Raw genomic sequence first — 21,070 nt, forward strand, 5'->3', positions numbered from 1 at the left:
TATCACCGTATCGAATACGAGAACAACCGGCACTCGATCGGGCCATTCCAGACCGTGATCTCCTTGTCCGGCCGGATCCGCATCGCCCGCGAGATCTCCGGCGTCCCCGCGAGCAGCACCACCGTGTGCCCGGACAAGCGCCGAAACGCCTCCGCCATCCCGCGGTAGAGCTCCTCTCCTCCGGACAGACGCTCCCCGTACGGCGGGTTCGTCACGATGAACCCCGGCGGCTCCAGCGGCTCCACGTCCCGCACGTCCGCGCGCGAGAAATGCAGCCGCACGCCCGCGGCTTTCGCGTTTTGCTTCGCCGTCTCGATCGCCTGCGGCGACACGTCGCTCCCCGCGACGAACGGCCCCTCGCTCTTCACCCGCGCCCGCGCGGCCTCGCGCATCTGCGCGATTTGCCTCTTCCGTGTCTCGTCGTGGCTCGGCCACCGCTCGAAGCCGTGCCGCTCGCGCAGGAGCCCCGGCGCCACGTCGCGCGCCCAGAGCACAGCCTCGATCGGGATCGTCCCCGAGCCGCACATCGGGTCCACGAGCGGGCTTTGCAGGTCCCAGCCCGAAAGTCGCAGGATCGCCGCGGCCAGCGTCTCCTTGAGCGGCGCCTCCTCGATGCGCTTGCGGTAGCCCCGCCGGTGCAGCGATTCGCCCGAAAGATCCACGTACAGGCTCGCCCGATCCCGCACCACGTGCACGAACACGCCGAGGTCCGGGTCGTCGAGGTCCACGCTCGATCGCGCGCCGAGCTGCTTGCGCTCCTGATCGACGATCGCGTCCTTCGTCTTCTGCGCGATGAACTGCGTGTGCGTGAGGCGGCTGTCCTTGCACGCCGCGCGCACCGCGAGCGTGCGCTTGGGGTCCACGTACGGGCTGAAATCCACGCGTGAAACGCCCTCGTAGAGCGCCTCGCCCGTCGCCGCCTCGAACTCGGCGAGCAGCGCGAGCACGCGCACCGCGATGCGCAGCTCCAGGCACGCGCGCATGCCCTCCTCGATGGGGCCCTCGAAGTGCACGCCGCCTCGATCCGCGCGCACCTCGCGGAAGCGCGCCTCGCGCAGCTCGTCGCGCAGCGCGCCCTCCGTGCCCTTCGCCGCCGTCGCGAAGAAGCGCATCACCTCGCCCCGGCTCTTCCGCTCGGTTCGCATGTCGTCGGTCCGGGGCGTACGCTCGTGCAGCCCTTCGCGCAAGGGGGTTTGGTGGCGACGCTCGGCTTGTCCGAGCGTGACCCCCGAGCGTCGAAGGTTGTTTCCCGTGCCCCTTGCCGAGCTCGCCCCGGAGGGCCTACGCTCCGCGCCCATGGCAAATCCGACTGCGCTCCTCGAGACCTCTCTCGGCAACATCAAGGTCGAGCTCTTCGTCGACAAGATGCCGATCACGGCCAATAACTTCATCAAGCTCGCGAAGAGCGGCTTTTACGACGGCCTGCATTTCCATCGGGTCATCAACAACTTCATGATCCAGTTCGGCTGTCCGCACAGCCGCGACCCGAAGAGCCCGCGCGCGGGCACGGGCGACGGGCCGGACGGGACGATCAAGGACGAGCATCCGGCGAACGCCAAGATCTCGAACGAGCCCGGCACGCTCTCGATGGCGAACACCGGCGACCCCAACAGCGGCTCGTGCCAGTTCTTCATCAACACCGTGCACAACGATTTCCTCGACTTCTTCACGCCCGGCCCCTCGAAGCACCCCGTCTTCGGCCGCGTCATCGAGGGTATGGACGTCGTGCGCCAGATCGAGAAGACCCGCACCGATCGCGACGACCGGCCCATCACCCCCGTCCGGATGAACCGCGTCGTCGTCGAAGGCGCCTGATGTCCTCGTCGGCTCGCCCGTTCGCCTTCCTCGCGGCGTCGATCGTGCTGGCCTCGGGTTGCGGCGGAAATCGCCCGGCCGCGGCGCCTGCCGTCGATCTCGCCGCGGGGCCTCGCGCCGCGCCTCCCGAGGCGGAATCCGACGGCGAGGTCCTCGTCTGGGGCAGGAAAGCCGACGAGCGGCCGATGACGTATCGCGTGGTGGACGACGGGCGCGTGCTCGGCGAGGAGCCGGGGGTCGTGATTGCGACGAGCCGCGGCGAGCTCGTCTGGCGCGAGCGCGAGGCGGAGATCAAGCTCGGTGGCTGCGAGGGCGATACGCCCACGGAAAACTCCCTGCTCGGGACCGTGATGCATGCGTGGCTCGCGCCGCGCGACGATCAGGCGCGGCAAGTCGTCGTGGATCCGGGCGACGACGAAGAGGCCGACGGCGCCGCCGAGCTCTCGCATCGTGTCGAGCTCCTCGGCAGCGTCGGGCCGTACCTCTTCGTGCACGAGACCGTGTACGTCTTCGCGTGCGGCGCGCATGGGAACACCTCGGCGAGCTTCAAGCTGTGGGACGCGGAGGCGGGCAAGGAGATCGATCTCATGCACCACATGCCGAACAAGGAGGCGCTCGCGCGGCGCGCCGAGCCCTTGCTCGACGAGGGCGACATGGATCCGGAGGAGGCACGAAAAGAAGAGGATCCACCCGAGCTCGTGCAAATCTTCCCCGTGTATGGCGAGCGCGGCGGGCTCCGCGTCGACGCGCAGTTCGCGCGCGCCGATTGTTATGCGTGCAGCGACGGCCTCTGGAGCGGGTACACGCGCAGCGTCGTCGTGCCGAGCGAATGGATGCCCGAGCGATTCGCGGCCTGGTCGACCCCGCCCGTCGCCGTCGTGAAGTTTTTGCAGTCGCGCCCCGGATTCACGCTCGGGGGTTGGTCTCGGCGGTAGGGTTTTCTGCTATCCTCGGCGCGCCATGCACGGCTCCCCCGAAGCGCGCGCGCTCCACGACCTTTACCCCGCGATCGATTTGCATGCCGACAGCTTGATGTGGTCGCGCTGGGTGGGCTACGACCTGCACGCCCGCCACGATCCGCCGCTCCCGCTCGCTGCGCTCGGCGGGCACGTCGACGTGCCGCGCATGAAAGAGGGCGGCATGGGGGCGCAGTTCTTCGGGCTCGTCTCGCTGCCCATCGGCCAGCGGCACGGGCTCGCGCGGGTCATCGACGAGCAGATCGACGCGCTCGAAGGGCAGATCTCGCGCGCGCCGCACCGCCTCGCCAAGGTGCGCACGGCGGCCGAGATCGAGGCGGCGCGGGCCCGCGGGCAAGTCGGCGCGCTGCTCGGCATCGAGGGCGGGCACGCGCTCGAAGGTTCCCTCGACAAACTCGCGCATTTCGCGCGGCGCGGCGTGCGGTACCTCGGCCTCTGCCATTTCAGTCGGAATGAGCTCTGTTATCCGGCGTATGGCCGCGGGCGCAAGGACGACGCGGGCCTCACGCCGTTTGGCCGCGAGGTCGTCGCGGCGTGCGAGGCGCTCGGCGTCGTCGTGGACCTCGCGCACATCAATCGCACGGGCTTCCTCGAAGCGTGCGAGATGGCCAAACGCCCGCCGATCGTCAGCCACACCGGGGTCGTCGGCGCGTTCCAGCACTGGCGCAACGTGGACGACGACCAGCTCCGCGCCATTGCCGACAAGGGCGGCGTCGTGGGCGTCATCTTTTGCCCGCAGTTTCTCGGCGGGGACGGGCTCGCGCCCGTGGTGAAGCACCTGAAACACATCATCGACGTCTGCGGCGAGGACACGCCCGCGCTCGGATCGGACTGGGACGGCTTCATCGTGCCGACGCGTGATCTCTGCGACGCCGCGCGATTGCCGCTGCTCACGGACGCGCTCCTCGAAGCGGGGATGCGGCCCGAGGCGATCGGGAAGATTCTTCGAGGCAATGCGATGCGGGTGCTCGCAGAAGTGCCCTGAAGCGAGCGAAGCGCGGGCGACGGGGGAATCGTCGCCCGCGCGGCACGAATCAGAGGTTCGAAAGGGGGCCCGTGCCGTTGTCGCCGAACGTGGTGACGGGGACGCCCGCGCCCTGCAGCATCGAAAGGAACAGGTTCGCGAGCGGCGTCTCGTCCGGATACACCACGTGCCTTCCGGGCTTGAAGACCCCGCCGAGGCTGCCGCCGACGAGGACCGGCAGGTTCGTGTGCCTGTGGGCGTTGCCGTCCTCGATCTCGCTGGAGAAGAACACGGCCGAGGAGTCGAGCGCGCTCACGCCGTTGCCCTCGTCGATCGCCTGGAGCTTGCCGAGCAGGTAGGCGAATTGCTCCACCTCCCACCGGTCGATGATCGTGAGCTTCTCGTAGTTCGCATCCAGGTTCTGGTGGTGCGAGATCTCGTGATGCCCCTCGTTCACGAGCAGGAACGGATAACTCCGGCCGCTGCCCGCGTTGCCCAGCATGAAGCTCACGACCCGCGTCGCGTCGCATTGCACGGAGAGCGCGATGAGGTCGAGCATCATCCTCACGTGCTCGGGATAGGGCAGGTCGCCGGGCGGACGGTTCATCGGCGTGCATTGCGGGCCGCTGTCCGTCTTCTGGATCTTCTTTTCGAGCTCGTTGATCCCCGTCATGTACTCGTCGAGCTTGCGCCGATCGGTGGTGCCGAGCTTGCCGTTCAGCGAGTTCGCCTCTTCGAGCACGTAATCGAGGACGCTCGTGCGATAGATCTTCTGCCGCGCCTGCTCCTCGGCCGTGGCCTTGGGGTCGAAGCCGCCGAACAGGATGTCCCACACGACCTGGGGATTCACCGCCTTCGGCAGCGGCTGCGTCTCCGAGGCCCAGGAGATGTTCCGCGCATAGGCGCAGCTATACCCCGAGTCGCAATCGCCCGCGCTCGAGCCGCCGTCGATGCCGAGCTGGAGCGAGGGGATCCGCGTGAACTGGCCGAGGTGCGCCGCGGCGACCTGGTCCATGGAGATGCCGTTCTTGATGTTCGCCCCCTCGGTCTTCACGACGTGGCGGCACGTCAAGAAGCCCGCCGTGCCCGCGGCGTGATCCCCGGGCCCGTCGGGCCGCGCGGGTGTGTTCGCGAGGCCGGAAAGGACGAGGACTTTTTCACGGAGCGCGCCGAGCGGCTCGAGGATCGTGGGGAGCGCGTATTGGTCGCCCTCGGTCGTCGGCGTCCAGGCCGGCATGTGGATGCCGTTCGGCACGTAAAACGCGAGGATGCGCTTGAGGTCGTTCGGCTCGGCCTTCGCGTTTTTCGGGGAGAACATCTCCAGGGCCGGCAGGGCGAGGATCGCGCCCGCTCCGCCGAGGAACGCGCGTCGCGACAGCTTGAAACGTTTCATTTTGCACCTCCCGGCGCCTCTCCGCGCCGCATCCGGAACGGCTCGCTCGTCGCGACGAGCTTGATCAGATCGACGAACCTCTGCCCGCGCTCATTGAGCTCCTTCGTCAGGTGCTCGAGGTCGTCCGCGTCGGCCGGCTCGTGGCCGCGACCGAGCGCGTAGGTGAGCATCTTTTCGGAGACGCAATGCATGAAGCGCGGATCCTCGGCGAGGATGGCGCTGAGCTCCGTCAGGCCGCTGAACGTCTTGCCGCCCGGCAGGACGCCGCTCGAATCGACGGCGAAGCCGAGGTCCTCCGTGCGGAACGAGCCGATACCGTCGAAGTTCTCGAAGCCGAAGCCGAGATTGTCCATTTCCTCGTGGCAGCCGGCGCAGATCGGATTCGCGCGGTGCATTTCGAGCCGCTGCCGGATCGAGCCCGTGGGCACCTCCTCGGTGACGAGCCCCTCGACCCCCGGGGGCGGCGCATCCGGCTCGGTGCAGAGCATCTGTGTCATCACCCATTTGCCGCGCTTCACCGGCGAGGTGCGCGTCGGATAGGACGTGACCGTGAGGATCGAACCCTGCGCGAGCAGACCCTTTCGATTGGGATCCTCGATCGTGACCTTGACGAACCCTTCCGCACCGGGCGAGGGCATCTCGTAATGCGTCGCGAGCCGCTCGTCGATGTACGTGAAATCGGCCGTGAGCATCTCGGGGATCGGCAGATCGTTCTGCAGGAACTCGCGGAAGAAGAGGCGGGTCTCCTCTCGCATCGATTCGCGTAGCGTCTCGTCCCAGGTCGGGAACGCGTAATAATCGGGCTGGTGATCGTCGAGGGCTCGGGTGAAGAGCCACTGCCCGGCGAAGTTGTCGGTGAGCGCCGCGGCCCTCGGATCGGCGAGCATGCGCTCGACCTGCGCCTCGATCTCGGCCGGATCCTGCAATTTGCCCTCGCGCGCGGCCGCGAAGAGCTCCTCGTCCGGCATGCTGCTCCAGAGGAAATACGAGAGCCGCGAGGCGAGCTCGAAATCATTGAGCGGGTGCGCCGGCGTATCCGCGTTCGGGTTCGGATCGAGCTCCGGGCGGAACAGGAAATGCGGCGACGTGAGGATGGCGCGGAGCGCGATCTCGATACCCACGTCGACGGTTTGTCCTTGCTGCTCCGCGAGCGCGACCACGCCCGCGAGCCGATCGAGCTCGGCCGCCGTGACCGGCCTGCGGAACGCGCGCTCGGCGAATTTTTGCAGGATCTCCCGGACGCACGTGGCGCCGCCCGTCGGATCGCAGACGACGATGCGCTCGCGGATCGGGTTTTCCCCGACGACCCCGAGCGGGCCCTCGATCTCGATCCAGTCGACGTGCAAGTTCCGGTCGGCGCCCGCGGCCTCGTCGTAATAGTCGTTCGTGAATTCGACGGAGACGACCTGCGTGCCCGCGTTCGCGTCGGCCTCGGCCTCGACGACCACGGGATCCGCGCTCGTCTGGCTGACGTCGAAGCTGCCCGCGATGGCGCCGCCGACGAGCAGGTTCATTTTCACGGGGTCCGCGCCCGCCTGATCGCCCCAGACCCGCGCCGCGATGCGATATTTTCCGGTCGAGGGGAATTCGTGCGTGACCGGCAGCTCGCCGCCGCTCCACAGGTTCCAATCCTCGCCGCCGGCCGCGCCGACCTGGCCCGTGAGCGTCTCCGCCTCGACGCGCAGCGTCGTGGAAGGTGATGGGAGATTCATTGCCTCGCGGGCGAGATCCTCGGCCGCGCGGGCATAAAGTTCGGCCTGGAGCGGCGAGATCGATAAGACGTCCGCGATGTTGTCGAAGCCATAGCCGCGATCGTCGGCGGGGAAATCGTCCGCGGGGCTCCGCGCCGTGCCGAGCAGGTCGCGGACCGTATTGTTGTACTCGACCCGATTGAGCCGGTGCATGGTGACGCGCCCGGGATCCGTCGCGGACGTTCCGGCGTCCCCGGAGCAGCCAATCGCCGCCGGTGCGAGCACCGCGGCGAGCACGAGCGGGGCAAGGGGCCATCCGCGCCTCCTCGGGCGCGGCCGATGAGAGGTTATCGAACGAGGCATCATTGTTCCTCCTCGGTCGGCGAGGGTACACCGATGCCCCGAACGGCACGTGGACGAAATGGGCGATGGGCGGCGAAATGGCCCTCGAATTCGTGGAATGTTTCGTCGAGGGCCGACGTGATGCCCTGCGGGTGGGCATCATTGGGGATGATGGATACAGGCTACGCCGAGGTGATTTTTATCACCCGTGCGTCACTGCGGGTTCAGGATCAGCGAGCAGTAATAATAGGTCCCCGTGACGGCCGGATCCTGCGAATCGGCCTTTACCTGCATCTTGACATTGGTCGCGCCCGTCGGGATCAACGCGCCGTCGATCCAGAGGGCGTGGTCCGAGCCCTCGGCGCCCGAGCCGTTCTTGAGGAACTGATCATTGCCGTCGAGCAGCGAGACCTGCAGGCCCCGGAGGCCCGAGCCGCTCCGCTCCGCCGTGCAGTAGGCGCTCGCGAGGCCCATGCCCGCGGGGACCGGGACCGTGAAGACGTCGCTGTCGCCCGCCGTCAGGTTGCCCGTGACGGCCGTGACGCGGCCCGTCCCGTCCTCCGTCGGCGCGAGCTCGAGGCCCTGGGCCGTATTGTCGTTCGGCTCCTTCTCCACGGGGTTCGAGCCCGCCTGGACGTGCGAGAAGAAATAGAAGTCGTTCGAGCCCGCGGTGATGCCGTCGGGCCGCGACAGGAACACGAGGTAATCCTTCCCCTTGTCGCAGGGCACCGTGAGGCTCGGGAGCTCGGGATAACCGAACGTCAGGTCGAGGACGCTCATGTCGGTCTGGGCGAGCGTCACGTCGGGCGCGCTCGCCGCGGCCACGCGCACGAGGACGCCGTTCGTCGCCGTGGAGCCGCTGCCCTCGGGGCCGGCGGGGGCCCAGAAATCGAAGATGCAGAGCGCGCGGCTGTTCATGTCGACCGCGACGTCGGCTTCCACCTTGAATGTGTAGACGTCCTTGTCCGTGACCGCGGAGAACGCGCCCCAGCCAATCGATTGATACCCCTCGACGGGGCCGCCCTCGGGGAACGAGACCTTCTTGACGAGCGTCGCATTCGCGGGCGTCTCGTTCGGCTCCTTGTCGACCGTGATGAGCGAGCCCGTCGGGTTGAGCTCGAACGAGCTCACGTTGTAATCGACGTTCGTGATGCCCTCGGCCGGCGCGCAGAAATCGGGGCCGAAGACGACGCCGCACTCGGAGACCTCCAGGCAATACGTGCCGTCCTCGGGCACGAGGTAGAGAAGCTCGCTGTTGTTGCTGCCCGACATATCGTCGTTTTGCGCGATCTGTGTCTTGCCGTCGGCGGACCAGAGCGTGACGACCGTGTCCGGATACGAATCACCGTACGGATCGTTGTCGGGCTTGCTCGTCGCGCCGAGATAGATCGCCTGGCCTTTCTTGAGATCGACCTTGTAATAATCCCTGTCGGACGCGACCGGGTCGAGCTTCGACGGGACGTCCATCCCCGACAGGTCGATGATCTCCGCGGTGTCGCAGCCGCTATTTCCGTCGGTGTCCGGCCCGCCGCCGCCCTGCGCGCCGGTGCCGCCGGCGCCGCCCTGCGCGCCGGTGCCGCCGTTTCCGCCCGCGCCGCTGCCCGCCGTGCCCCCGGGGTCGTCGCTGCACCCCGTTCCCATCGAGCCGACGGCCACGAGCGACAAGCTCGAAAGCAAGAGTCCGAAGAGATGACTGGATCGCATGGTGCCTCCGCGAATCGCGAACCTTGGAATGCGCGGGCCGGACGATCGGCCGCGCGCGGCCACACGAACATTTCTACAACCACGCCGCTCGCCCATCAACCCTCGCGACGGGCGGAAAAACCGAAAGGACGTGGCATGTTTCGGTGGTCAGGACAGCGACCAGAAAGCAATCGTACGAATGCAGTGCATTATGGAGAACCGGGCGAGCATGCCGATGCACATCGGTATGCTCGTGCGTCATGCCCGCCGTGCGAGCCATTCGTCGATGAGCTTGCGCGCAATGCTCATCGGCGACGGGAGCTTGGGCAAGGAGCCCCGGTCGAACCACGCGGCGTCTTCGAGCTCGTTGTGATCGACGACGAGCTCGCCGCCCGAGCGGCGCGCGAAAAAACCGATCATGATCTGGTGCGGGAAAGGCCAGGGCTGGCTGTCGAAATAGCGGATGTCGTCGATCTCGATGCCGGTCTCCTCGCGCGTCTCGCGCCGGACGCAGGCCTCGAGCGACTCGCCCGGCTCGACGAACCCCGCGACGAGGCCATACATGCCCGGAGGAAAACGCGGCTGCCGCGTCATCAAGATGCGCGGTCCGTCCTCGATGAGCACGATGATCGCCGGGGTGACGTGCGGAAAATGCTGGTGCGCGCATCCGGTGCAGCGCTTCGAGCGGTGCCCGATTTCGAGGTCGAGCCGCGCGCCGCATATCCCGCAGAACTGGTGCGTCCGGTCCCAGTGCTGCACCTGGTACGCCGTTCCCGCGGCGACTTCGAGGTCCGGATCGATGCGGCCGTGCAAGCGGCGGAGCGAGACATAAGCGAATCCGGGCGGGACGGGCGCATCGGGCGAAAGCTCGGCCGATCGACACGGGACGGCGTCGAGCCAGCCGAGCGGCTGGACGCGGACGGGCTCGAGGCCGAGCGCGCCGAGGCTTTCGAGGAGCGGGATGTCGTGGGGGAACGGCGCGGTCGGGTCGCCGTCGACGAGGCGAACGAGGAGATCGTCGCCGCGGTAGGCGAACCATAGGCCGAGCGAAGGCGCGCTCGCGAGCGCGGGATCGGCGCGGAAACGGGAGATTTCGTTCATGGGGCGGGAGACCTACTGCCATCGTAGCAAGGCCGCGCTTTACCGCCGATCGATCCTCCGGTATTTTTCGTTGGAGGGGAGACGCGATTTTCATGGGGGCGCCCGAGCGCGTGATCGGCGGACGGTTCGAGATCCTCGAGCGCGTCGGCAAAGGCTCGTTCGGGGAGGTGCTCCGCGCCCGTGATCACGCGACCGGCGGCCTCGTGGCCATCAAGCGGCTGTTCGACGAGGACGCGAGCGCCGATCTGCGCGAGCGTTTTCACCGCGAGGCGCGTTATCTGTCGTGCATCCAGAGCCCGCACGTCGTCCGTTTCGTGGCCGAGGGGATGGACAGGCAGGGCAAACCGTGCATTGCCCTCGAATGGCTGGAGGGCACGGACCTCGCGCACGTGCAGAGGCGCGGGCCACTTCCGGTCGAGGTCGCCGTCGAGGTCGCGCGGCGCGCAGCGCTCGGCCTTTACGCGTTGCACGAGCAGGGCATCGTGCATCGTGACGTCAAACCGGCGAATTTTTTCATCGCTTGTGATGCCGGGCGGCTCGCGGAGGTCGCGTCGCCGCCGGTGAAGCTCATCGATCTCGGCATCGCGCGCGCCTCGGGCGAACGGGCCCTGACGGAGCGGGGGAGCCGGCTCGGGACGCCGGTCTACATGTCGCCCGAGCAGGCGCGCGGCGAGGAGGACGTGACCGCGGCCTCGGATCTGTTTTCGCTGGGGATCGTGCTGTACGAGCTCGCCACGGGAAAACGGCCGTTTCCCGGGGACCGGACGCTCATCGTGCTGGCGAAGATCGTGCTCCACGAGCCGCCGCCGCTCGACGTGGTGCGTCCCGACGTACCTGCGGAGCTCTCGGCCCTCGTGGCGCGGGCGCTCGCGAAACACCCCGCCGAGCGGTTCGGCTCGGCGCTGGAAATGGCCCGCGCGCTCGAACGTGTATCGATCGAGATGGCCCGGCGCGCGCGTGGATCGGTGCCGCCGCCGTCGTGGGCCACGGTGCGGGCCGATCCGTCGCGGCCCGCCTCCGGAATCGAGCCCGTGCCCCTGGCGAGCCTTCCTGCGAGGCCGGCGAGCGAGCTTCTCTCGGGGCGCGGCGAGCAACGCGTGATCACCGCGGTCTTCGCGGATCTCTCGGCCGCCGCGGACAGGACCGCGGGGCGGCTCGCTCTGGAGCTGTCCGCGTCGGAGCTCGGCGGGGTTTGTCACGGTACGCTCGGCCATCAGGTGATCGTCGTCTTCGGCAGCGCCGCGTCGGCCGGGGACGAGGCGCTGCGGGGCGCGCGGCTCGCGCTCTCGGTGCGGGCGCGCGTGCCGGGCGTGCGGATCGTCGTGGCGACGTCGCGCGCGCGCGTGGGCGAGATGGGGCTTTCGGCGGACGTGATCGAGCGCGGATCGGGGCTGCGGCCGTCCGGGGCCGGGGAGGCGATCGTGCTCGATGCGCCGACGGCGCGGCTCGTGGGCGCGCAGCTCGCCGTCGACGAAATAGACAGCGGATTCCTTTTGCGTGGCGAGATCGGCGCGGACGTGCCCGCTCATCCGCGCTTGCTCGGTCGCACGACGCCGACGGTGGGGCGCGATCGGGAGCTCGCCCTGCTCGAAGCGATGTACACGTCGTGCGTCGCGGAGCGGGCCGCGCGGCTCGCGCTCGTGACGGGGCCCGCGGGCGTGGGGAAATCGCGATTGCGATGGGAGATGTCGACGCGGCTCGCGAGGCGCGCCGAGGCGCCGACGATCCTGCTCGGTCGGGGCGAGTCGCTGCGCGCGGGTTCGCCGCACGCGATGATGGCCGACCTCGTGCGCCGCGCCGCGGGGATCGTCGAAGGCGAGCCGCCAGAGGCGCAACGTCGCAAGATCGAGGCGCGGATCACGCCGCTCGTGAGCCCGGTCGACGTGGGTCGGCTGGTCGATTTCCTGGGCGAGCTCGCGCAAGTGCCGGCCGCGCCGGGCGCCGCGAGCGCCGCGCTGCGGGCCGCGCGCTCGGATCCGGCGCTGATGGGCGACGCGACACGAATGGCCTTCGAGGACTGGATCACGGCCGAATGCGCGCGCGCGCCGGTGATCATTCTGCTCGAAGATCTGCACTGGGGGGATCTGCCGACGGTCAAGCTCGTGACCTCCGTCGTCGCGGTCGCGCGTGACATGCCGCTTTGCGTGCTCGCGCTCGCGCGGCCCGAGGTGCACGTGCTTTTCCCGTCGCTCGCGAAGGAGGAGCGCGCGACGGTGATGCGTCTCGAAGCGCTGCGGCCGGAGGCCTGCGAAAGGCTCGCGCGCGCGGTGCTCGGCGCGGGCGCGGATCCGGCCGTGGTGCGGCTCGTTTCGGCGCGCGCGGGCGGCAACGCGTTTTACCTGGAGGAGATGATCCGGGCCGCAGCCGAGGGCAAAGAGGGGCTGCCCGATTCGGTGCTGGGGCTCGTGCAGGCGCGCCTCGACGCGCTCGGGGGCGCGTCGAAGCGGGTCCTTCGAGCTGCAAGTATCTTCGGCGAGCGGTTCTCCCCGGCGGGCGTGTGCGCGCTTTGCGGGGGCGACGAGGCGCTCGTCTCGGATGCGCTCGACGAGCTCGTCGAGCGGGAGGTGCTGATTCGCCGGCCGGATCCGGTGCGGGCGTCACGCGACGACCTCGCGTTCAGGCACGCGCTCGTACGCGAGGCGGCATATGCGATGCTGTCGCCGGAGGATCTCACGCGCGGGCACAAGCTCGCGGCCGAGTATCTGGGCACGTCGGGAGAGACGGACGCGGCGCTCGTGGCGACGCATTTCGAGCGAGGCAACGAGCCGGAGCTCGCGATCCGCTGGTGGGTGCGCGCGGCCGAGCAGGCGCTCGTGGGCAACGATTTCGACGCGGCGATCGAACGGGCGGAGCTCGGGGCGCGGCGCGCGGAGGGCGAGGTGCTCGGGGCCTTGCGGCTCGTGCAGGCCGAGGCGAGCCGGTGGAGCGGGGACGCGCAGCGGGGTTCGTCGTGGGCAAGGGAGGCGGTCTCGCTCTTGCCGCGTGGTTCGTCCGCGTATTTCCGCGCGATCGGGGAGATCGTGTCCTCGGCGGGCCGGCGCGGGGCGTGGGACGAGGTGGAGCGCTGGCTCGACGAGGCGCTCGCCATGGAAGCCTCACGCGAGGCGCGGAGCGCGCAGATCGCGTGCGTTTGTCCAGGCGCGACATTGCTCTTGCAGGCAGGCCGGACCGAGCGGGCGGCGCGGGTGGCCGAGCGGGCGCAGGCGCTCGCGAGCGGGGTCCGGGACCTCGAACCTTATGCCGTGGGGCGTATCGGGCAGCTCCGCGCGTTCCGCGCGCTGCACGAGGGAGACCTCTCGGGGGCGCGGCGCGGCTACGTGCGCTCGATGGCGCTGTTCGAGAGCGCCGGGCACGTGCGGCAAGCGTGCGTCGAGCGGATCAACCTGGGGCACGTCTGCGCCGAGCTCGGGGATCTCGACCGAGCCGAGGAGGTGCTTTCGACGTGCCTCTCGGCGGCGCAACGGATGCGGCTCGGGACCGTGCAGGCTGCGTGCCATTTGAATCTGGCGCGCGTGCTCTCGGAGCGGGGGCGGCTCGCGGAGGCTTCGCTCGCGGCCGCGCGCGCGGAGGAGCAGGGACGCGCGCACGGCGGGCATCGTATTGCGGGCGCGGCGGAGGTGCATCGATCGGGCATAGCGTATCGCAGGGGCGATTACGTGGAGGCCGAGGTGCTCGCGCGCAAGGCGGAGGCGACGCTCTCGAACGTGCCGCCGCTCTGCGCGGGGGCGATGGCCTCGCGGGCGCGCGCGCTCGTGGCGCTCGGGCGCGTGGAGGAGGCGCTCGTGGAGGCGCGGCGCGCGAATGCGATCGTGGAGAGCGGCAAGCGCGAGACGCTCGACAAGCTCGTGCGATTGGTCCACGCCGAGGTCCTGTGGGCGGCGGGGGCGAAAGAGGAAGCGCGGGCGGCGATTGAAAAGGCCCGGGCGGAGATCTTGCGGAGCGCGGAGCGAATCGCGGAGCCCGAGCTGCGGCGGAGCTTTCTCGAGAATGTCGAGGTCCATGTGAGGACGATTGGGCTTGCCGCCGCGTGGGGGGGGCTGACGAGTAGAGCGGGCAGCAATGCCGACCGGGCCGGCGCGGCCAATGAGAACGAAAATGCCGTAGGCCGGGCGCTTCGTTTGACGTAGAAGGGCAGGATGAGCCCTCCTCGCGAGTGGATGTGCGGGCAGCAACGATTGTGGATGGAGGCGTCGGACCTCCTGTGCATGGAGCTACACGGCACCTTCGATGTCGCGGCGGTCGAGGCGTACCTGCGCCTCGTCTTCGATCTCGCTGATCGTCACGGCACGTTCTCGCTCCTCGCAGACATGCGCGACCTTCGAGGCATTGCGCCCCAGGCGCGGTCGAGGCTCTCCCGGGTCGATCGCCCGTATCCATATCGCGCAGTCGCCCTTCATGGCGCGAGCTTCACGTTCGCGATCATGGCGATGATGGTGGTCAAGGCGGGACGCACGCTCGCCCCCGCCGCCTTCCCATTCGAGCTCGCTTTTTTTCAGACGGAGGCCCAGGCGCGCACGTACCTCGCCCCTTTCCTTCATCCGCCGCAGGGGCGAGGGTAGCGCGTTTCCCTCGATGTCTTTATGCGGGCATGCCCATCGCCGGATCGGTGATCGACGGCTCTCCGTTTTCAATGCGCCCCGCGACACGACGGCTGAAGCCCGTCTCTCCCTCCACGGTCACGGCGAAGTCGTACCAGCGCCCGCTCTCCGATACGTCGAACCACGCGTCCGCTGTTTTCCCGGGGTCGACGTCGAGCGTCGCGCCCTTCTCCGTGTACGCGCGTGGCGTCACGAGGAAACGCTGCACGGATCCGCCCGCATTCTTGCAGCGAATCCCGAGCCGTGACCCTTCCACGTCGTACATCGTCTCGATTTCGATCCCGCCTTGCGATCCGGCATCCACGAAATCGCGATGGAAGCCATTCGGCCCGAGCACGAAGAGCGAATACTGGTTTCCCGCCGCCGACCACCGCCCTTCGAGGGATTTGCCTGCCTCCACGGCGTAACGTCGCGGGATCTCCGTGAGCGCGAGCCGGTCGTACACGTGGAAGACCGCGCCTGCTTTGCCGGTGTTCACGAACGAAAGCACGGCCTCGTCCCCCTCGACCACGCACCGGACCTCGAGCTCGTACGGCAATGCGCGTGACGGCCGGGTTCCCGTCTCCTGCTGCGGCAGAGCGCCATTCTCCCCCGTCGGCACCGTCACCTGCGCGAGCTGCTCCTGCTCCGCGCGAATGGCGTCGGCCTCGTCCTGCGAGAGGCTCGGGAGCGTGGGCAGGTCTTCGTCGTTCGGTGTCACGAAATCGAACGCCGAGAGGAGATCACCGCACATGGCACGCCGATAGGGGCTGATGTTCGTCTCCTTCACGCCGAATCGCGCTTCGAGAAAGCGCAGGATCGACGTGTGATCGAAGCTCTCGGAGCAGACGAATCCCCCGCGGCTCCACGGCGAGACGACCCACATGGGGACCCGCACGCCGGGGCCGTGCGGGTGGCCTCCGAGCGGCTCGGTGAGCGTCTCGTCATAACGTTCTCCCGTATCGTCCACCGTGCTCGCGCCCATGAGGACGCCGTCGTCCCGCCGCGAGGGAGCGCAGGGCGGCGGTACGTGGTCGAAGAATCCGTCGTTTTCGTCGAACGTCACGAAAAGGACGGTCCTCGCGAAGACCTCGGGATTCTCGGTGAGCGCCTCCAGCACCTGCTGCACGTACCAGGCGCCCTGCACCGGGCTCGACGGGCCCGGGTGCTCGGAGTAATCGGCCGGCCCGATGATCCAGGAGACCTGGGGCAGCCGTCCCGCGAGCACGTCCTCCCGAAATCCGTCGAGGGTTTTGTTCGAGAGCCTCGACTCGATGCCCTTCTTGAAGAGCGGCGACTCCTGGTCCTCGAAGAACGCCTTCCGGAACGATCGGAAACCGATGAGCGGGTTGTCGGAGAAGTTGTCGGTATAATCCTGGTACACGAGCCACGAGATCCCCGCTTCTTCGAGCCGCTCGGCGTACGTCTTCCAGGTGTACCCCGACTCGATGGCGCCGAGGAAGTCGTGCGAATTGTCGATGGCAGGGCCGCCGTTCTGACCGAGGCTGTCGATGGTGCCGGTGAACGCGTAGAGGCGGTTCGGGTTCGTGCTCGTGTGGCCGCTGCAGAAGTACGCGTCACAGAGCGTGAAGGCCTCGGCGAGCGCGAACTGGAACTCGAGCTCGGCGCGCTTGTAATACCCCATCGACTGCGGCTCTTTCCATTCGGGCCACCTGCCATACCGGCCGTGATCCCAGGCCTCGTGTGCGTCGACGAAGCTGTGCGGCGTCCCGGCGACGCGCTGGGCGTTGCCGGCCGTCGAATCGAGGTGATAGGGCAGGATCACCTCGGCGCCGCTGCGCTGCCGAAAGACGCTGGTCTCCTCCGCGAGGGGAACCGTGAACCGGTCGCCGAAGCCACGCACGCCGCGCATCGTGCCGAAATAATGGTCGAACGAGCGGTTCTCCTGGATGAGGATGACCACGTGCTCGACGTCCATGATCGAACGTGTCGCCGTGTGGGCCGGAATCTCGACCGCCTTCTCGATGCAGCCCGGAAAAACCCAACCACCCGCGGCAATGCCGCTCATGTGAAGAAAGGAACGCCTGCTCAGCTTCGACACGGGAGACCTCCGTCGTAATCCCAAGACGTCCCGCGAGACTATCCTGGGAGGCGGAGCGCTGTCCATGCGCTTCCAATGGCGGGCTCGCCGGACGAGCTCGGCGCGCTGCTCGACGTGATCGAGGGCAACGACGAAGGCCGGCGCGGCGGAGCCGGGCCGGCTGCGGGATTGCCTTTCAGCTTCGCCATTCTCGGGTCATGTTTGGCGTATGGATCGAGCGCCTAATACACGATGGCATTGGGGACGCCCGCTGCGGCTGAGCCGGCTCCTCTCTCTGGCGATCGCCGCGCTTTCGTTCCTGGTCATCCTCTCGGCGATGTCGCTGTTTCTCGCGACCGCGGTCCTCCATCGCAATACCGAGCGGCTCGACATGGCCATGACGGGGGCCGGCCTCGCGCGGGACGTGGAGCTCGAGCTCCTGCATTACGGGCGTCTCGTCGAGCACGCCGTCGCGCGAGACGGGGTGGAGGCGGACGACCAGCGAAGGGCCGTCCACCAAGTCGTCCGGGCCCGGCTGGTCGAGACCGAGGCGCACGTCGGCAGCGACATGGAAAGGCAGGTCCTCGGCGAGCTTTCGAAGCGAACGGAGACCTATTTCACGGCGCGGGATCGAATGGAAAAGGCCGGCGTGCCGCTCGGCCAGGCGCTGCAGCAGACGCAGATCGATTTCGACGACGCGCTGGCGAAGGCAGGCGAGCTCGTGACGATCAACCTGGCGGACGCGGCGCAAGCGCGGAAGAGCGCGGCCTTCTGGGACGACGCGCTGGATACGCTCAGCGTGGTCGTGATCAGCGGGCTGCTCCTGCTCGTCCTCGCGCTCGTGCAAGGCGCGCGCTCCCAGATCTACGTCCCGCTATCGTCGCTCCGGGGCGCCATCGAGCGTTTCGCGCGCGGGGACGACCATACACGCGCGCCCGATGTCGGGCCCATCGAGATCCGGGAGCTCGCGGCGGTGTTCAACGAGATGGCCGCGTCGATCGCGCGAAAACGCGAGGAGCAGATCGCCGTGCTCGCGGCCGTCGCGCACGACATCCGCAATCCGCTCGCGGCGATCAAGTTGTCCACCACCGTCCTCGCGCGCGGCGCTCTTCCCACGGAGCCGCGCGTGCTCCGGACGCTGACGATCGTGGATCGGCAAATCGATCGCCTCGCCCGGATGACGGACGACCTCCTGCAAGCCGCGCGCATCCAGGCCGGTCAGCTCGAGCTCTCGAAGAGGCCCTTGGATCTTTGCCGCATTCTGAACGACTCCGTCGAGCTTTATGCCTCGACGTCGCCGAACCACCGCATCTCGCTCGCGATCCCCGAGGGAACGCTGGTATGCGAGATCGACGAGGCGCGGGTCGAGCAGGTCCTCGACAACCTGATCGGCAATGCGATCAAGTATTCACCCACGGGCGGCGAGATCCGGATCGTGGCGATTCGCGACGGCGAGGAGGCGATCGTGGCCGTCTCCGACCAGGGGGTCGGGATCGAGCCGGAGGAGATCGAGCGGATCTTCGAGCCTTTTCATCGCGCGGCCTCCACGCGAAAGGTGGCGCACGGGGTCGGGCTCGGGCTCTCGGTCGCGCGAAAGATCGTCGAGGCCCACGGCGGCCGCGTCGATGTGGAGAGCCGGCGCGGCGAGGGCACGACGTTCCGCGTGCACCTCCCTTTGCTGCGCCACGAGCTGGCTCGTGTCTCCGCTTGACGGCGAATCAGATCCCGCCGTTCGCGCTGATGACTTTGCCGTTCGCGTAGGTGTTGTGGAGCGCGAACCAGGTGATCGTTTTCGCCGCCTCCTCGGGGGTCCCGAGACGCCGGAGCGCGCTGAAGCTCCGGTATTCCTCGGCGAGCTTCGGATCGAGCTCTTTTCCGATTCCGGCGTCGAGCAGGCCGAGGGCCACGACGTTCGCGCGCACCCCGCGCGGCCCGAGATCCTTCGCGGCCGCCATCACGAGCGCGGACGTCGTCCCCTGCGACGCGGCGAAGAGCGCGGGCACGGGCAAGGATTGCGTGCGGTCGAGCGCAGAGACGAAGACGAGGTCGCCGCCGCGGCCTTCGAGCCGCCGACCGAATTCGCGACAAACCTGAAAGACCGAGCGGGCATTGATGGCCATCGTGGCCTCCCAGTCGTCGTCCGTCGCCTCGAAGACCCGCGCTGCGCGGACGACGGCGGCGCAATGAATCACGACGTCGGGGAGCGCGCCCTCCGCTTCGAGCGAGGCCGCGAGGCGGCCGATCGCCGCGGGATCGGCGAGGTCGAGCCGAAGAGCGCGCGCGGAGAGCTCACCTTCGAGCGCGCGAGCGCGGGCCTCCGCGTGATGGTACGTGAATGCGGACGGGACGCCGGCGCGCGCGAGCTCCGCGAGGACCGCGCTCCCGACCGCGCCCGTGCCGCCGAGCACGAGCGCTCTTCGTTTCGATTCGTTCATCCGAGCCCCTCGATGTATTCGAGCTCCTCGCCCACGGCCACGACGAACGCGTCGAGTTTTTCCTCGGGGATGTCGAAGCGCGGCTGGAGCCGGAAGAGGCTCCAGTCGTGGCCGCAAGTGAAGCAGAAAAAACCGCGGCGGTAGAGCCTGTGGCAGACGAGCGGGGAGATGATCGATCTCTGGCCGAGGTCCTCGAAGCCGAAATGCTCGAACGAGAGCCAGGGGTGATCGGGGCTGTTCAATGCGACGCCCTGCATGAACCCCGCGCCCCGCGCCTCGCGGAAGAGCGGCGAACGCGCGAGCGTATCGGACAAACCTTTCTTGAGTTTCGCGCCGAGCCGTCCGACGCGCTCGATGCGCTCGTCGGTGAGCAGGTCCAGCGCGGCGAGGGCGGCGACGCAGGAGAGGGCGTTGAAGCCCATCGTCGTGTTGTGGCTCTCGCCCGAGGCGAAATGGTCGCCGTACGCGCGGAGGAAGGTTTCCCGTCTCGTGAGCATCGCCGAGATCGGCGTGATGCCGCCGCCGAGGTGTTTGGCGAGGAGAACCACGTCCGGGCGGCGTGGCCAGCTCGCGGTGGCGAGAAAACCCCGGCCCGTGCGGCCGAGCGCGGTCTGGACCTCGTCGGCGACGAGCAGGGTGCCGTGTTTTTCCGTGAGCTCGCAGAGCGCCTCTACGAACGGGGCCGGCAATTCGCGCACGCCGCCTTCGCCCTGGATGGGCTCGACGACGATGGCCGCGACGTCGCCGGGCGCGAGGGCCTTGGCGAGCGCGTCCACGTCGCCGAAGGGCACGTGCTCGGCGCCCTCGACGAACGGGGCGAACGGGTCGCGGAGGTACCCCTTCGTCATGAGCGAGACGCTGCCGAAGGTGCAGCCGTGATAAGCGCCTTCGAGGCCGAGGAGGCGCGGGCGCTTCGTGAGCGCGCGGGCGAGCTTCAAGGCGGCCTCGACCGCGTCGCTGCCGGTGCAGGCGAAGAAGGCATTGTCGTAATGGCCGGCGCGCTCGCAGAGCCTTTTCGCGAGGCGGCCGGCGAACGGATTGACGCGGGCCGGGTACCAGGAGGGCGCGTCGGAGTCGAGATACCGGCGGATCGCGTCGGCGATGTACGGATTGCGATGGCCGAAGGCCTGCGTGCCGTGGAAATCCTCGACGGCGTGGCCCTCTTCGTCGTACAGGATGCCGCCCTCGGCGCGGACGAGCTTGATGGGCTCGCCGGCGAGCGCGGCGCGCTGCGCGATGAGGGGATTCACGAATTCGCGGTACTCGTCGAATCCGCGCCGCAGGATGTCGTCGTACGAATCCACTAGAGCCCTCCGTCGAGCACCACCTTGGCGCCCGTCATGAAGGAGTTCGAATCGGAGACGAGGAACGCGGCCATTTCGGCGATCTCGTCCGGCCGCGCGAGGCGGCCGAGGGGACATTTGTCGAGGTACTCTTTTTGCCGGTGCTGCGGCAAACCCTGCGCCATGCCGACCTCGGCGAGCCCGGGCGCGAGCAGGTTCACCCGGATCGAATACCGGCCGACCTCGCGCGCGAGCGCCTCCGTGAGCCCGCGCAGCGCCGATTTCGAGGCGGCGTAATGGATCGGCGACTCGATGATGCGCTCGGAGGAGAAATTGCCGATGTTGAGGATGCTGCCCCGCTTCGCGCGGATCATGTGGCGCAGGACCGCGCGGCTGTAGAGGTAGACGCCCTTCACGTTGACGTCCATCAATTCGTCCCAGTCCGACTCTTCGAGGAGCGAGATGGGCAGGACCTGCGTGATCGCCGCATTGTTCACGAGCACGTCGACGCCGCCGAACGCCGAGACGACGGCCGCGACCGTGGATTTGACGTGCGCGCCGTCCGCGACCGATCCCTTGAAGACGAGCGGCTCGTCCCCCGCGGCGGCGGCGATGGCGCGTTTGGCGTCCTCCGCGCTCGCGTCGTCCTTGTGATAGGTGAGCGCCACGCGGGCGCCGTGGCGCGCAAACGCGACGCACATCGCGAGCCCGAGGCCGCGTGTGCCGCCCGTGACGATGCAACGTTTTCCTTCGAGGAGGCGCGTCATG

General features: G+C 68.5%; 16 protein-coding genes. 7 read left to right on the forward strand and 9 right to left on the reverse strand.

The window, feature by feature from the left end; genetic code table 11:
* Positions 1-2 precede the first annotated feature (2 nt).
* The gene (locus QHF84_RS08665; protein ID WP_281312724.1) at positions 3-1,145 is read right to left on the reverse strand and encodes a THUMP domain-containing protein; all 1,143 of its coding nucleotides are present in this window, start codon (positions 1,143-1,145) and stop codon (positions 3-5) included.
* A gap of 151 nt (positions 1,146-1,296) precedes the next feature.
* Here QHF84_RS08665 and QHF84_RS08670 point away from each other — a divergent pair, with 151 nt between their 5' ends.
* The 3 genes from QHF84_RS08670 to QHF84_RS08680 are packed head-to-tail and all read left to right on the forward strand — an operon-like array spanning position 1,297 to position 3,777.
* The gene (locus QHF84_RS08670) at positions 1,297-1,815 is read left to right on the forward strand and encodes a peptidylprolyl isomerase (RefSeq protein WP_281312725.1); all 519 of its coding nucleotides are present in this window, start codon (positions 1,297-1,299) and stop codon (positions 1,813-1,815) included.
* Positions 1,815-2,750: a hypothetical protein gene (locus QHF84_RS08675; protein WP_281312726.1), complete on the forward strand. Its 936-nt coding sequence runs from the start codon at positions 1,815-1,817 to the stop codon at positions 2,748-2,750. The genes QHF84_RS08670 and QHF84_RS08675 overlap by 1 nt, the downstream gene beginning before the upstream one ends.
* A 25-nt stretch (positions 2,751-2,775) precedes the next feature.
* On the forward strand, positions 2,776-3,777 hold the full coding sequence (locus QHF84_RS08680) for a dipeptidase (RefSeq protein WP_281312727.1): 1,002 nt from the start codon (positions 2,776-2,778) through the stop codon (positions 3,775-3,777).
* A gap of 49 nt (positions 3,778-3,826) precedes the next feature.
* Here QHF84_RS08680 and QHF84_RS08685 read toward each other — a convergent pair whose 3' ends face one another.
* The 4 genes from QHF84_RS08685 to nudC form a co-directional block, all read right to left on the reverse strand.
* The gene (locus tag QHF84_RS08685) at positions 3,827-5,149 is read right to left on the reverse strand and encodes a DUF1552 domain-containing protein (protein ID WP_281312728.1); all 1,323 of its coding nucleotides are present in this window, start codon (positions 5,147-5,149) and stop codon (positions 3,827-3,829) included.
* Positions 5,146-7,053 (reverse strand): DUF1592 domain-containing protein, encoded by a 1,908-nt coding sequence (locus tag QHF84_RS08690; protein WP_281312729.1) that lies wholly within the window; start codon positions 7,051-7,053, stop codon positions 5,146-5,148. Before QHF84_RS08690 ends, QHF84_RS08685 begins: the two co-directional genes overlap by 4 nt.
* 342 nt (positions 7,054-7,395) lie before the next feature.
* Positions 7,396-8,886: a hypothetical protein gene (locus QHF84_RS08695; protein WP_281312730.1), complete on the reverse strand. Its 1,491-nt coding sequence runs from the start codon at positions 8,884-8,886 to the stop codon at positions 7,396-7,398.
* Positions 8,887-9,123: 237 nt separating this feature from the next.
* Positions 9,124-9,966, reverse strand: a complete 843-nt coding sequence (gene nudC / locus QHF84_RS08700; RefSeq protein ID WP_281312731.1) for an NAD(+) diphosphatase — start codon at positions 9,964-9,966, stop codon at positions 9,124-9,126.
* A 92-nt stretch (positions 9,967-10,058) separates the two neighbouring features.
* Here nudC and QHF84_RS08705 point away from each other — a divergent pair, with 92 nt between their 5' ends.
* Positions 10,059-14,093: a serine/threonine-protein kinase gene (locus QHF84_RS08705; protein WP_281312732.1), complete on the forward strand. Its 4,035-nt coding sequence runs from the start codon at positions 10,059-10,061 to the stop codon at positions 14,091-14,093.
* A gap of 9 nt (positions 14,094-14,102) precedes the next feature.
* Positions 14,103-14,525, forward strand: coding sequence for an STAS/SEC14 domain-containing protein (locus tag QHF84_RS08710; RefSeq protein ID WP_281312733.1), 423 nt, complete (start codon positions 14,103-14,105; stop codon positions 14,523-14,525).
* Positions 14,526-14,544: 19 nt separating this feature from the next.
* Here QHF84_RS08710 and QHF84_RS08715 read toward each other — a convergent pair whose 3' ends face one another.
* Complete coding sequence (locus QHF84_RS08715) at positions 14,545-16,605, reverse strand: phospholipase C, phosphocholine-specific (RefSeq protein ID WP_281312734.1); 2,061 nt, start codon at positions 16,603-16,605, stop codon at positions 14,545-14,547.
* 75 nt (positions 16,606-16,680) lie between these two features.
* Between QHF84_RS08715 and QHF84_RS08720 the strand changes: the two genes are divergently transcribed.
* Together QHF84_RS08720 and QHF84_RS08725 are read left to right on the forward strand one after the other, a co-directional pair.
* Positions 16,681-16,830: a hypothetical protein gene (locus QHF84_RS08720; RefSeq protein ID WP_281312735.1), complete on the forward strand. Its 150-nt coding sequence runs from the start codon at positions 16,681-16,683 to the stop codon at positions 16,828-16,830.
* Entirely contained in the window at positions 16,814-18,295 is a 1,482-nt protein-coding gene (locus tag QHF84_RS08725; RefSeq protein ID WP_281312736.1) for a HAMP domain-containing sensor histidine kinase, read from the forward strand. Before QHF84_RS08720 ends, QHF84_RS08725 begins: the two co-directional genes overlap by 17 nt.
* Positions 18,296-18,302: 7 nt before the next feature.
* Here the strand turns inward: QHF84_RS08725 and QHF84_RS08730 are convergent, their stop codons facing one another.
* From QHF84_RS08730 to QHF84_RS08740, 3 genes are read right to left on the reverse strand one after another with little or no spacing between them, the layout of a single operon-like run.
* The gene (locus QHF84_RS08730) at positions 18,303-19,019 is read right to left on the reverse strand and encodes an SDR family oxidoreductase (RefSeq protein WP_281312737.1); all 717 of its coding nucleotides are present in this window, start codon (positions 19,017-19,019) and stop codon (positions 18,303-18,305) included.
* Positions 19,016-20,323: an aspartate aminotransferase family protein gene (locus QHF84_RS08735; RefSeq protein ID WP_281312738.1), complete on the reverse strand. Its 1,308-nt coding sequence runs from the start codon at positions 20,321-20,323 to the stop codon at positions 19,016-19,018. The genes QHF84_RS08730 and QHF84_RS08735 overlap by 4 nt, the downstream gene beginning before the upstream one ends.
* Positions 20,323-21,069 (reverse strand): SDR family oxidoreductase, encoded by a 747-nt coding sequence (locus tag QHF84_RS08740; protein ID WP_281312739.1) that lies wholly within the window; start codon positions 21,067-21,069, stop codon positions 20,323-20,325. The genes QHF84_RS08735 and QHF84_RS08740 overlap by 1 nt, the downstream gene beginning before the upstream one ends.
* Position 21,070: the final 1 nt, after the last annotated feature.

The organism is Polyangium sp. y55x31 (genome assembly GCF_029946505.1).
GTDB lineage: Bacteria > Myxococcota_A > Polyangia > Polyangiales > Polyangiaceae > Polyangium.

Coding starts and splice junctions, on each gene's coding strand:
- QHF84_RS08665 (WP_281312724.1), bottom strand. CDS start 1,145: ATGCGAACCGAGCGGAAGAGCCGGGGCGAGGTGATGCGCTTCTTCGCG.
- QHF84_RS08670 (WP_281312725.1), top strand. CDS start 1,297: ATGGCAAATCCGACTGCGCTCCTCGAGACCTCTCTCGGCAACATCAAG.
- QHF84_RS08675 (WP_281312726.1), top strand. CDS start 1,815: ATGTCCTCGTCGGCTCGCCCGTTCGCCTTCCTCGCGGCGTCGATCGTG.
- QHF84_RS08680 (WP_281312727.1), top strand. CDS start 2,776: ATGCACGGCTCCCCCGAAGCGCGCGCGCTCCACGACCTTTACCCCGCG.
- QHF84_RS08685 (WP_281312728.1), bottom strand. CDS start 5,149: ATGAAACGTTTCAAGCTGTCGCGACGCGCGTTCCTCGGCGGAGCGGGC.
- QHF84_RS08690 (WP_281312729.1), bottom strand. CDS start 7,053: ATGCACCGGCTCAATCGGGTCGAGTACAACAATACGGTCCGCGACCTG.
- QHF84_RS08695 (WP_281312730.1), bottom strand. CDS start 8,886: ATGCGATCCAGTCATCTCTTCGGACTCTTGCTTTCGAGCTTGTCGCTC.
- nudC (WP_281312731.1), bottom strand. CDS start 9,966: ATGAACGAAATCTCCCGTTTCCGCGCCGATCCCGCGCTCGCGAGCGCG.
- QHF84_RS08705 (WP_281312732.1), top strand. CDS start 10,059: ATGGGGGCGCCCGAGCGCGTGATCGGCGGACGGTTCGAGATCCTCGAG.
- QHF84_RS08710 (WP_281312733.1), top strand. CDS start 14,103: ATGAGCCCTCCTCGCGAGTGGATGTGCGGGCAGCAACGATTGTGGATG.
- QHF84_RS08720 (WP_281312735.1), top strand. CDS start 16,681: ATGGCGGGCTCGCCGGACGAGCTCGGCGCGCTGCTCGACGTGATCGAG.
- QHF84_RS08725 (WP_281312736.1), top strand. CDS start 16,814: ATGGATCGAGCGCCTAATACACGATGGCATTGGGGACGCCCGCTGCGG.
- QHF84_RS08730 (WP_281312737.1), bottom strand. CDS start 19,019: ATGAACGAATCGAAACGAAGAGCGCTCGTGCTCGGCGGCACGGGCGCG.
- QHF84_RS08740 (WP_281312739.1), bottom strand. CDS start 21,069: ATGACGCGCCTCCTCGAAGGAAAACGTTGCATCGTCACGGGCGGCACA.